5 protein-coding genes are annotated in these 13,628 nt (G+C 45.5%); 1 reads left to right on the top strand and 4 read right to left on the bottom strand.

What is annotated here, in order from left to right; all coding sequences use genetic code 11:
• Positions 1-2 precede the first annotated feature (2 nt).
• The 4 genes from MKY24_RS06075 to MKY24_RS06060 are packed head-to-tail and all read right to left on the bottom strand — an operon-like array spanning position 3 to position 8,500.
• Entirely contained in the window at positions 3-1,409 is a 1,407-nt protein-coding gene (locus MKY24_RS06075; protein ID WP_339201611.1) for a condensation domain-containing protein, read from the bottom strand.
• Between the two features lie 13 nt (positions 1,410-1,422).
• Positions 1,423-2,454: a class I SAM-dependent methyltransferase gene (locus MKY24_RS06070; protein ID WP_339201610.1), complete on the bottom strand. Its 1,032-nt coding sequence runs from the start codon at positions 2,452-2,454 to the stop codon at positions 1,423-1,425.
• Positions 2,451-5,366: an excinuclease ABC subunit UvrA gene (gene uvrA, locus MKY24_RS06065; RefSeq protein ID WP_339201609.1), complete on the bottom strand. Its 2,916-nt coding sequence runs from the start codon at positions 5,364-5,366 to the stop codon at positions 2,451-2,453. The genes MKY24_RS06070 and uvrA overlap by 4 nt, the downstream gene beginning before the upstream one ends.
• A gap of 38 nt (positions 5,367-5,404) precedes the next feature.
• Positions 5,405-8,500 carry a cyclic peptide export ABC transporter gene (locus tag MKY24_RS06060; protein ID WP_339201608.1) on the bottom strand — a complete coding sequence of 1,032 codons (3,096 nt, stop codon included), beginning with the start codon at positions 8,498-8,500 and terminating at the stop codon, positions 5,405-5,407.
• Between the two features lie 576 nt (positions 8,501-9,076).
• Here MKY24_RS06060 and MKY24_RS06055 point away from each other — a divergent pair.
• Positions 9,077-13,570 (top strand): amino acid adenylation domain-containing protein, encoded by a 4,494-nt coding sequence (locus MKY24_RS06055; RefSeq protein ID WP_339201607.1) that lies wholly within the window; start codon positions 9,077-9,079, stop codon positions 13,568-13,570.
• The last annotated feature ends 58 nt before the right edge of the window (positions 13,571-13,628 follow it).

Genomic DNA, 13,628 nt, shown 5'->3' with positions numbered 1-13,628 from the left:
CTTCATACACTCCTTTTCAAAGTATCCGGGCTATAGTCAAATTCAATTGCCCAGACCTCTTCCAGTCTCTTTTCCATCTCCGTCAAGGAGTGAATATTCTGAATGGCATAATCTCTTTCTGTAACGATCAGCCTGAGCAAAGCAACATAACGTTCACATAACAGTTCAATCGCGGACGGCTCATATTTTGAGGGCTGATACATGATTTGGATGGCAGTTTGCTCCATTTGATGAATGCTCACCAGAAGTGAATAATCCGTTACGCTATGGCCAAAAAAGGATTCCAAGGTCAATTCACTCTGTCGATTGATCTCCAGCGGATAATTTTCAATCACAAGCAACGTATCAAAAAGACGCTCTGTGCTTCTGAAATTGCCGTAAGACTGTATATCCACAAGCGGTGTTGTTTCGTAGGGCTGTCTCGCTACGCTGGCTTGCTGAATATCGAGCAAGGCTTGTTGCAGCGTATCTCCATTGCCTGACTGTAACCGTACAGGAACCGTGTTCATCAAAAGCCCCACTACCCGTTCAATTCCAGGCAGGCTGCTGGAGCGGCCAGATACCGTCGTGCCGAAAAGCACATCCTGACGTCTGCTGACCTTTTGCAGCAGAATACCCCAGGCCGCTGTAAAAAGGGTACCTACTGTCACGGATTCTTCCTTCGCAACAGCTTCAAGCCCCCTCACCAGCTCCGATTGCAAAACATACGATTCGCAAGCCGTATCGCTTATTTCTGAGCTAGAAATTGTATCGGGTAAACACAGGGGCTGAACCTCATATCCAGTCAGGTAAGCTTGCCAAAATGCCTTGCTTCCGCTTCTATCCTGCGTACCAAGCCATTTCACGTACTCTCCAAAACGCGGCTTGGCTAATCGTTCTGGCTCCCGGCCTGCACGCAGCGCATCATATGCCCGGATAAACTCACCCAGCACAATGCCATTACTCCAGCCATCCATCACAATATGGTGGTTGCTGACCATCATGATATGACGATCATGTGCCAGCCTAAACACCGTAATCCGCAGTAGGGGGCCCTCGGACAGGTCAAATCCTACAGCACGGTCTGCCTCGCGAAGCTCCTGTAGTACCGTCTCTTGCTCCACCTCTTCCATTTCTATGAGGTCATGGAAAGTGAAAGATAGGACGCGTCCTTTCAGGACAATCTGAACCGGGTTCTGGATCTTTTCCCAGCGGAATACGCTTCTCAGCACTTCATGCTGTTGAATCGTCCATTTCCACGCCTCACAGCAGACAGATAGATCAAGCTGACCCTGCAGCGTATAGCTGTATTGCTCAAAATAAGCTCCTGTATCCTTGTCCCGTAAATAGTGGTAAAGCATTCCTTCCTGCATGGGAGTCAAACCAATGACATCCTCCACACGTGTTTTGTTCAATGGACGGTGGCTCATGGTTGTCTCCCCCTTACAATTGAATGATGGTGCCAATCCCATATGCGAACAGTCCCTCTTGCGGGTGACGAATAAACGGCTCTCGACAGCCCGTTGGGTCTACAAATTCCTCAAAGGAGGGATAACTTTGTTTCACTTCATCCCAGAAAACGCCAACATCATAACCTCTTCCCCACGTTTCAGGCCGCATGCTGATATCATGAAAAGCAATCATGCCGCCCGGTGCCACCAGCTCTTGATACATACGAAAATCTGAACTCACTCCACCGTAGGAATGATCTCCATCGATAAACAGAAGATCAATCTGCCGTTCTCCTAGAACCTTTTTCAAGTCCTGTTTGGTGGAGCAGTGAAATGAACGGTCTCGAATAAAAGAAAACTGCTGCCCCGTGCTGCCAAAGCTGGAATAGAGCTGCACCTCACTGTCATCCTGACCCCCTCCATACGGTCCACCCGGATAATCAATACTGACGAGCAACGCGTCCGGATCGGCCAGTTGACTCAGGCAATAAAACACACCGCCGCTGGCTGTCCCGATCTCAACGACTGTTTTAGGCTTTTGGCTCTTCACGACCTCCAGAAAACGACGCAGTTCATTGGGATTCTGAATGGCTGGAAAAACAGGTACATGCTCGGCGACACGCTCCAAAATAGCTCTTAACCGGATAGATTGCGGACTGTTCACGTCTTCTTGAAGATTTTCCGGGGAAAGCAGTTCGAATAACTCGGGCACGATGACCTTAGCCAAGAGTCCTTCCACATCAGGTTCATCTTCTCCGTCCAGTAGCCATGCTTCCGGCAGCCGAGGAAGCCTGTCCTCAGGATTTTCGCCTTTTTCAGTGGCTGCTTTGAGACGATTTGCCTGTTCCCGTGTTAGCTTCACATACCCAGGCTTCCATGCATGAATGAGTATAAAATCCCCCTTTACCTTGATGTGATCCAAGCCAAACTTGTGCACCCATGGCAGATCGTTGTATCGCTTTTGCAGATAATAATTTAGGGGGCCTGTCGGGAGAATGCGTAAATGTTCCAATCTGTTGCTCATGCTCTCACCTCGTTCTCGTCGTAATCCATTCCTAAGTTACGTAAAAAAGATCCGGTATGGGAGTGCTCACAGGTCGCAACCTGCTCAGGCGTTCCAGCTGCCACTAGCTGTCCACCTCGGGTGCCCCCTTCAGGGCCAAGGTCTATCACATAATCTGCTGTTTTGATCAGATGCAGGTTATGTTCAATGATGAGTACGGTGTTGCCCTCATCCACGAGCTGTTGAAGGATAGTTAGCAGTCGCTGAATGTCGTCGGGATGCAAGCCTGTGGTCGGTTCATCCAAAATGTACAACAGGCTGCGCCCTTTTTTTAACTGACTTAGCTCCTCTACCAGCTTAATACGCTGGGCTTCCCCGCCAGATAATGTCGTGGCAGACTGACCCAGCTTCATATAACCAAGACCCAATTCGTTCATGAGCTTCAACTTGCCGTAAATATCCGGTTGGTCAGCGAAGAAAACAGCAGCTTCTTCAATGCTCATCTCCAATACATCCGCGATATTCTTCTCGTGATATGTAATTGCCAGTATATCCTCGCTGTAGCGTCTGCCCCGGCACGTTTCGCAAACCATTTCAACGTCAGACATAAACTGCATTTCAGTGACGATCACCCCGAGTCCTGAACAAACTTCACAGCGTCCACCCGGTGAATTGAAGCTAAAATGTGCACTCTTTCGTTGGAGTTGCTTAGCTATTTCTGTCCTGGCAAACAGCTTTCGAATGGCGTCAAACACCCCCACATAGGTAGCCGGAGTGGATCGCGGTGTCCGTCCAATTGGCTTCTGATCGATACAGATCACCTGATCAATCGACGCTTCTCCTTTCAGCTCTACATCGTGCTTCAGATATGCAGATTTACCATCCAGGCGAGAACGTAATTTCTCATATATAACGTTATGAACCAGCGTGGTTTTCCCTGATCCTGATACCCCTGTAACACAAACTAAACAACCCAATGGAATTCGTATATTCAGGTTCTGCAGATTATTCTCCCTGGCTCCCAGCACCTCAAGATATTTCCCGTCACAGGCCTTTCTTCGTTGGGTGGGAACAGCAATACCTTGCTTGCCGCTCAAATATTGTCCTGTCAAAGACTTCGAATTGCTCATGATTTCTTCCACCGTACCCTGTGCTACAATTTCACCGCCGAGCAATCCTGCGCCAGGCCCAATATCTACAAGATAATCCGCTTGGGCCATAATCTCCTCATCATGTTCGACGACCAAGATGGTATTTCCCAAATCCCGTAGTCTGTGAAGCATAGCTATCATTTTCCCGGTATCCTTCGGGTGTAATCCAACACTGGGTTCATCCAAAATGTAGATCATGCCCATCAGCCCAGAGCTTAATTGGGTCGTCAAGCGTACGCGCTGTGATTCACCACCCGAGAGCAGGGTCACCGGACGGTTCAGATTTAAATAGTCCAGTCCCATATCCAGCAGCAGCGTCAAACGAGTCTTGATTTCCTGTAAAATGGGCTGGGCCACAGCCGCAAGACTCTCGAAAACTTGAGGTGCCATTCGCAGTAGTTCATCACAGCCTGCATACAGCTCAACCAACGGCATGTTCGAAAAATCGCGGATCGTTTTGTCCCCCACACGATATAGCAGTCGTTCTGCCTTCAAACGTGCTCCTCCGCAGCTCGGACATACTTGTTCCCGCATCACTTCCTTGTCTTCCGCTTTCATGGCGCTCATTTCATCCTTGGCATTAGCGTTAAAGCGCTCATAAATAAGATTCACAATCCCTGCAAATCTTTCGTGCATCAGCTTGCCACCTGTAGCAGGATTCTCAATTGCAATCTTTTCCCCTTGAGTACCGTATAGCACAGCGTATAACGCCTCATCTGGCAGATCCTTTACCGCCGTGCTCAGTTCAAAATGATATCGGGTCGCCAGTCCCTCCAAAATTTTTCGATTTTTATGAAATTTCTCTTGCTCACATTGCCAGCCAAGTAGCTGAATCGCTCCTTCAGCTAGACTTTTGGATCGATCAGGAATCACACGTTCCAGATCTACTTCATAATGAGTGCCCAGTCCTGTACAAGTCGGACAAGCACCCAAAGGACTATTCGACGAGAAAGCCCCTGCCGAAATTTCACTCGCCACCATACCACAACAGGAGCAACCGAAATTTGGATTCCATACGAATCGTTTATCAACCATAGGTCGAATTTGAATCCAGCCATCTCCTAAGTCCAGTGCTTTATCCACCATAGCTTGAATATCTTTGCGTTGCTCCACGGAAGCTGAAATCGTAATTCTGCCAACCAGTACCTCCAGCTGACTGTCTCCTTTTCCTAGACGTACTGCCTGTGGAGACATACTGGAAAACAAAACCTCAGCTTGCTCTACATCCAGCATTTTTTGATTCCAGCTTAATTGGGTGTAGCCTTTTTTTTGTATTTCCTTCAGCAACGCGACAGGCCCTTCATGTGGCATGGAAAGGATCGGCGCATAGATTTCTATTGAAGTGTCGGGTGAACAATGGAGTATCTGCTCCGTGATTTTTTTCCTTGTCTGTACAGACAGTGCTTCCTGACAGTAGGGACAAACCGCCCGACTTGTTCGTGAAAACAACAACCGGACAAAAGAGGAGATTTCGGTCAATGTACCCACGGTTGACCTCGGGTTGCGCGAGACCGTCTTTTGCTCCATCGCAATTGCCGGAGACAACCCTTCGATCAAGTCCACATCCGCCTCTTCGGTTTTTCGCAAACCCATTCGTTCATATGCGGACAGCGACTCCATTAAGCGTCGTCGCCCTTCCGCATATAGTGTATTGAAGACAAGCGATGATTTACCCGAGCCGCTAACTCCCGTGAAAACAACCAGTTGATCTCGCGGAATCCGCAAGGAGATATTTTTCAGGTTGTGCTGTCTTGCACCTTTGACAACAATGTAGTTTTCCATGTTAAGCCCACACTTTTTCATGAATTTTAATGGATTGGTTATGAGCCACTGACTTCAGCACTCAGCACCTCCAGCTCCTTCATCTGCCCCATTTCCATCTTCAGCAGTCGGTCTGCGGTATGGAAATAATGGTCATCATGCGTAATGGCGAAAATAATTTTACCCGCCGCCTTCATTTCAGGCAGAAGTGTATGGTAAAAGAACTTGCGGAATTCCGGATCTTGATCGGCAGCCCATTCGTCAAACAAATATACGGGTCGATCTTCCAGATAACAGATCAAAAGCGCAAGCCGCTTTCGTTGTCCACCTGATAGCTTGAGCGTACTGAAATATCCATCCTTGACCGTTACTTTTTCCTCCAGTCCCAGTCTTTTCAGATAACGCTCAATGTCGGACTGCTTTTCCTTATAATCAATGTCGTACAAGCGCTCAAACAGATGAAAATCAGAGAAGACGGTGGAAAAATACTCGCCCGACGTGCGGGCATCAATGACCTCTCCATTGATCGTGATGTATCCCGTTTGTGGAGGATAGAGAGCAGTCATTAATTTAGCAAGCGTCGTTTTACCACTGCCATTGCCACCTGTGATGAAAATAATCTGTCCTTTAGCCGCTTCCAGTGTAATAGGTCCGACCAAAAAGCTGGATTCTCCAGTCACGTTGCTGTACTCGAAGCTAAGGTTGTGAAAGCCTATTCGTTCCACAGCTACTTCTTCATCCACAAAACTCGCAGTATCATACACTTCTCCGCTGTCATCAGTCGGCATTTCCGCAATAAAGGCTTTAATTCTTCGCCAGGAGGTCCGAATCTGGAACAGCTCCGGCACAGCCTGCAACAATCCGTTGATGGGTCCGATCAAGTAGAGGAACACGACAACAAATTGAATTAATGTGTAATCCTTAATGTTCGGGAAAATCGTCGGGAACACAAAGGTAACTACACCTAAAATTAAAATCAGCAGCGTCTCGCCCAGCACCAGTGCATTGGTAAATTTAATGCGGGACACGGAGCGTTTTTGACGATACTGTTCACAGCTATCCTGAATATCGCTGCTAAACTCCGTCTTTTTGCGTCCATGCATACTAAGCTCTTTAAAACCTTTGAGCATATGGTCGATGAACCCCAAATACACGTTTTGGGTATCCCTCGCCTCTTCCCAATAGCGGTTAGCCGTACCGCTGACGATGCTATAAAATGCGGCAATCACCGCAATGACAGCCAGGGAGAGTATCGTGCCCCAAAATGAAATCGTACCGAGATAAACAAAGCAGCAGATGACTGTCAGTAGACTGGTCGCGAACCCCACCGCCACATTGGCCGAGAAGCCCACCATCTCTGTATCATTATTTAAAGTGGCTAAAATTTTGCCATTGTCCATGCGTTCTAATTTGTCATAAGAGCTGTGTAGCACACGTTGAATCAGTTCCATTCGTTTTCGATAAATCATGTTGTAGGTAATCTTCACTAATTTGGTTTCAATCAGCTTGCGACCGAAAATATAAACCGCCAGCGCTAATCCGAAATAATACAGCAGATATTTGAGCGGTATTTCGCTGCCAATTGAGAAATTGACGATAAAAATGACAAAAGCATTCGCCGCCCCGCTCAGCAAGCTCATCATTACCAGTAAAGGAAGCGAGCGTTTATTTTCGTCTGTGTTCGGAAAAAGCGTACCCAACACCAGGTAGCCAAAGCTCAAGAGCAATCCCAGCCCCAAGGCTGCAATCGCAAACGGAAAGCTAAACGGAGACCAGACGATCGCAGTTGTCCAAGAAACGCCCTGCATGGCTGTAGGAACCAGATAAACTCCATACAAAAATGGTGTACTGCAAAGTAAAAATAGCAGCCATGTGAGCAGCTTTTTTGGATTCAAAGGCTTCAAAACACGTTGTTTGCGGATGATATCTCGTACCACCGTCATCAACAGGACCACTACCGCCAGCACATAACATGCCAGCATGATCGTAATAACGGACCACGCATTGTCTGTTTTCTGATCTGGCTCATACGGAGACACAGGCTGACGATCTCGTAAAATGTCCATAAGACCATGCCCCGTGATATACGTTAACGTGGTACCGTTGTTTGCCATAATCCCTACAGCCAGCTGATCCTGAGGGCGAAAAACCATATAAGCAGAAAAATTCGGATTTAATCCAGCCTTGGACACCTCTCCGTTTCCACTTTGGTAGTCAGCCCAGCCCATAGCATAAGACGACATATCAAACTTGCTGGGGGTAACGGTGCGGTCAGGCGCATGAGTTTCCATAATTAATGGAGTCATGGGAGATTTCAGGCTGCCCAACTGATATTTGAGCCAAGTGGCGAGGTCATTTCCGTCCATCATGATATAACCAGCGGGACGGTTTCCTCTAAAGACAGGGGATTGATATTCACGTGCTTGAAAAAAGCCGTTCTTGTAGCCTGTTGCCATCGTGGGTGCGGCTTCTGTGGGATAAAGAGTAGTTTTATTCAGACCTAAAGGCTGAAAAATATGGGTCTTCATATAATCTTCGTAAGGTTGCCCTGTGACCTTTTGAATGACAGCCCCCACGATTGCGTAGTTAATGGTGGCATATTCAAAGCGTTCGCCAGGACGATTATGTAATTCCAGGCCATTCACATTTCGTACAACCTGTTCCAGTGAATCGGGACGGTTGGAGATCGGGATGTCGGTAATTGTGTACCATGGAATGCCACTGGAGTGATGTAACAGCTGCCGCAGTGTAATCTCGACATTTTGGTGCTTATACTTGGCTTGAAACCATGGAAAAAACTTTGAAACGGGATCATCCAGCTTCAACAACCCCTGCTGCTGTAGTTGCAGCACGGCAAGTGCTGTAAATCCTTTGGAGCAAGAGGCAATTTCAAAGCTTGTCTCGGGTGTTACAGGAACCTGCTTGTCCACATTGGCATACCCAAAACTTTTGAGATAGGCCGTTTCCTTTCCACGAACCACAATAACTGTCATTCCAGGGATATGACCTTCCTGCATCTTCTCATGAATAAATGCTTCCAAACGCTGAGTGGTGTTTTCATCCAATCCTGCTGCGGCCTCCGCACGACTGGGCGGAATACATGTAGCCACTAAAGCGAAAATCAGGATAACCGCTGCCATTTTTCTCATGATCATCTTTTTACATTCCATAATCGCTCCAGCTTTCTTTGTAATATGTAATCAAAGCTTGCTTGACCAATATATGTAAGACTATTTATCTAGTAATTACATAAAAAAACTAGGATAAATAGTATTCAACATCATGAATAAATATACACAATTTGTATATTTAATTTATGGATAATTAAATAGTTTAAGAGTAAATATATGTTAAATAGGAATGGATTTATTTAAAGGAAAATTAAGGAAGAATGCCAGGATATTGATTGCGAAATCGGAGAGTCAATTACCAGAAATACTTATAAATTAATATTTATCAATATTATCGAAATTGTATTAACACCTTAACATTTCATCCATATCGGATGTAGTGAGCTAATTCACACTTTTTTAAAAATTCCATTGTAAACCTACGGAAACCTTTTAAAGGGAACTCGCCTTTTTAAATTGGAATAAAATTGTCGAAAATCCGTTTTATTTTTTGTTTAAAAATACATTTTTTCTGCTTGATTGTTTTTATTGGGTGGTCTAGGATCATTTTTATGTAGACTCTATGTTTTTCAATATCTGCATGTATAAGGAGGCTAATGGATGTTCTATGCATTAACGCATTCTCAAAAAAGAGTTTGGTATAACGAGAAAATATATGGTACGACAGCCATGCACAATTTGACCGGACTTGTACGCATTCAAAAGGAACTAGAGTTTGACGCGCTGGAGAAAGCGATTCAACTCTTCATTTCCAAAACGGAAGGCCTCCGCATCCAGATCGAAGAGCAAAATGGAGAACCCGTACAGTACGTAAAGCCCTATGAAAAGGAGCAGATCACATGTATTGATTTTAGTCATGAGCCTGATCCGTTACTTCATTTTGAACAATGGCTGAAGGCTGTGAGCGGACAGGTTATGCCTCTGTTGAATGCCAAACTGTATTCTTTTGTTATTTTTAAACTGGGGCCTGCTGATGTTGGTTATTTGGGTCAATTTCATCATATTATTGCAGACGGTTGGGCCTTACATATCGTGTCTGAACGAATTTCGCAGTATTATACACTACTGGTTAACCACAGCCCCCTGCCTGCTGATGAAGAATATTCCTACATACCTATCATTGATCAAGAACAAGCCTATTTAACATCTGAGCGTTTTATTAAAAATAAAATATTCTGGCATGAAAAATTTCAAACCTTACCCGACATGATACCTATCAACAAAAGCAAAGATATTTCGGCCGTTCGAACGTCCTTTGCCATCGACAGTGAAACTTCACGTATAATTCAGACCTTTATCCAAAGCTCCAAACTTTCTGTAAACGTATTATTCGTATCCGCCCTTCTGCTTTACATCTACCGGACGACTCAAGAAACCGATGTGGTGATCGGGACTCCAGTCCTAAACAGATCGGGCAAAAAACAAAAAAATACGTTTGGTATGTTCACCAGCACCATGCCGTTTCGCATCCAACTGGATGAAGCTTTAGATGCCTGCTCTTTGATGAAGCATGTGGGGGCAGAGCTGATGAATTTTTATTTTCATCAAAAATATCCATATGATCTTCTAGCTAGTGACCTGGAGCTTGCTCAAAAAGGATATAACAGTCTGTTTGGTATGTGTGTTAATTATTACAATATGAAATTTAGTCCCCAATTTGATGGGTGCCCCTATGAAGTTCAGGAGGTTTTCAGTGGTTATCAACCTTATGCGCTGCAACTGGTTATTCGTGACTGGGAGGGGAGCGGAAGAATTACGCTGGACTTTGACTATAAAGTGAATTCTTACAGTGAGACGCAGATCGCAAAAATGTTTGAGTATATCATTCATATCGTTCGCGAGATGATCGAGCAGCCACAGACCCCGATTGCGGAAATTGAAATGCTATCTCCGCAGGAACAAAATGAGCTGATCTATGGGCTGAATCAAACACGTTCTTCCTATCCCTCGTCCCTAACCATTACTCAGTTATTTGAGCAGCAAGTCGTTGAAAAAGCTACTAATATTGCCTGTTACTTTGAAGAGCACACGTTAACCTATCGTGAGTTAAATGAACAAGCTAACCAACTGGCGAGGTTTTTAAAAAGCCGTGGTATTGGGCAAGAGAGTATCGTGGGGATCATGGCTGGGCATTCATTTGAGCTTATCATTTCGGTCTTAGCTGTGTTGAAATCAGGTGGGGCCTATCTGCCTATAGATCCTCACTATCCAGCTGACCGTGTTAGCTATATGCTGGAGGATTCCTGGGCTGCTTTGCTTCTTACCGATGCACCATTAGATGATGATATTTCATTTTCCAGAGGAGTTTATCGTATAGACGATGCATCCCTGTACCATGGAGATTGCTCGAATTTGAAGCCACAAAGCGGACCGAACCAGCTCGCTTATGTAATTTACACCTCCGGTTCCACAGGCAAACCTAAAGGAGTGGCAGTTCCGCACAAGGGACTTGTGAATTACATATGGTGGGCGAATAAAACCTACTTGTCCGCAGCTCACGAGGTCTTTGCTTGTTATTCGTCAATAGCCTTTGATCTGACTGTCACTTCCATATTCACCCCATTAATCAGCGGACATGCCATCAACCTCTACAGAGATGATGATCCCGGCGAATTTGTATTGTTCCGCATGATGAAAGACCAACGTACAACCATTGTAAAGCTAACTCCCGCTCACTTGTCCCTTCTACAAGAGTCGGACATTCGTACATCGAGCGTCCGCAAATACATTGTAGGAGGAGAAGATCTCAAAGTCAGTCTTGCTCACAACATTCATGACAAGTTTGGCGGAAGTATTGCCCTGTTCAATGAGTACGGACCTACGGAAACCGTCGTAGGCTGCATGATCCATATGTATGATGCAGACCGGGATAGCAGAAGATCCGTTCCCATCGGTGTGCCTTCCGATAACGTGGCTGTATATTTGCTGGATACGCACTTAAAGCCTGTTCCTGTGCAGGTAAAAGGAGAAATCTACATTTCCGGTCATGGAGTGGCAAGAGGATATCTGAACAGACCGGAACTCACAAAAGAAAGGTTTCTCGATAATCCTTTTGTTCCTGGCGAACGAATGTATAAAACCGGTGACATGGGGATACGGCTGGAAAATGGCCTGATCGAATACCTTGGCCGAAATGATAACCAAGTCAAAATCAGAGGCTTTCGTATCGAGCTGGGTGAGATTGAAGGAGCTTTATCCTCCTATCCTGACATCCAGCATGCTGTCGTAAACGTTGTGGAAACAGGCGATGCGAATAGATATCCCGTTTTGTGTGCCTATTATGTATCTGATCGTGCTATCTCTCCCAAGCTTCTCAAAGATTATTTACATGCTTGTCTTCCCCATTATATGGTACCAAGCCACATACTCCAGCTGGAAATCATCCCGCTTACATCCAATGGCAAGGTGGACAAGCAAAAGCTTCCTGTACCAGACGTGTCCTCTGGATTAACTGACATATATGAGGAAGCCCATAATACGGTGGAAAGCATTCTCGTGCAGGTTTGGGAAGAGCTGTTCCATACGTCTATCATAGGTATCCACGATAATTTCTTCGCACTGGGCGGAGACTCTATTAAAGCGATCCAGATGACATCCAAATTAAATAACTATGATTTGGAAGTGGGTGTACAGGATGTTTTAGCGCATCCCAGTATAGCAGAGCTTGCTCATTACACACGCCAAAAGAGCCGACTGTACGATTCTTCAGCTCCCGTCAGCGGAGAAATTCAGCCTACACCGATCTCCTTGTGGTTTATGGAGCAGTCATTTCATAATCCTCATCACTATAATCAATCGGTCTTGCTTCTGCTGAAAAATGAAATGGATCGTTCTGCTCTAGAAAAGGCATTTCACAAAGTAATTGAACATCACGATGCTTTAAGGATGAGCATACACCCGGATGGCAAGTTATTTTATAACCCGGAACTCACTGCAATCCCGTTCAAGCTGGATTGTTATGACATGACGCCTATTTCAGCAGAGGCTTGGCAGCATGAATTCAATAAGCTGGTGCATAGCTTGCAATCCGGTTTCGATTTGTCCCACCGTCTTCCTATTCGAGCAGCTATATTCGATCACGGACAAGGAACCTGGGAATTGTTCATCACTGCGCATCATCTGGTTGTAGATGGAGTTTCCTGGAGAATTATATTGGAGGATGTATTGGAGGCTTATCATGCCTTAGAAGAAGGCAAGGAGGTACATTTTTCAAGAAAAACAGCCTCTGTTCAAACCTTTGCCAAGGAGCTTCATCATTATTCCACTACTGCGGATCTACGGGAGGAGCTTGATTTTTGGAATGAAATGGAGGGCGGCAACGACCATTTTCCAGCATTCATCACAAGCCAGCCAGCTACTGCCGTAAACTATGCTTCATGTGCAGTCGTCGAAGGAGTACTTTCCCCTACCCATACGCACAAACTGCTCACCAAGGCGAATCAGGTCTATCATACTGAGCCTGTGGATTTACTGCTAGCTGCCTTGGCGTTAAGTGTAAAGGAATGGATCGGGTTGGACGATTTCACTTATGAGGTTGAGCATCACGGAAGGAGCCTGGATCACGTAGACGTATCCAGAACGGTTGGCTGGTTTACGGCGTTACATCCCTTACGTATTCAAGTGCCAGGTACAGAAATAGGCAGTGTCATTGCATATGTCAAGGAACTGCGCCGACGCATTCCCCAACAGGGTATCGGTTATGGCATTTTAAAATACATGCAAGGAGCTATTGAAAAAAGTAAAAAGATTCGTCCCCTACGCTTCAATTATCTGGGACAGTTCGATCACGAAAGTCAGAGTTCAGACTATGTATATAAGCATACTCCAGGCCTTCAAGATGTGGACTACGCCAATCATCTAACGGCTGGCATCGAAATCAACAGCCTGATTGTTAACGACCAGTTGGTGGTCCATATGATGTACAGCACGGAATTGTTTGAAAAAGAAAGTATAACTGAATTTATGCATATGTATATCCAAACTCTAAACCGTGTGATTGATTTTACGATTAGTCAGCAAAATGTTCACTTCACTCCTTCGGACTTTGAATCTGCTCGGATTAGCCAAGAGGATATTGAATTGCTTTTCGAATAAGGGTGCAATAAGGGCAGGCGGTTGCCTTCAACCGCCTGTCTATTTAGACTTCGGGCGT

The sequence above is a fragment of the Paenibacillus sp. FSL P2-0322 genome, assembly GCF_037975315.1.
Lineage (GTDB): Bacteria > Bacillota > Bacilli > Paenibacillales > Paenibacillaceae > Paenibacillus > Paenibacillus polymyxa_B.
This window is presented reverse-complemented; position numbering and strand designations above follow the sequence as displayed.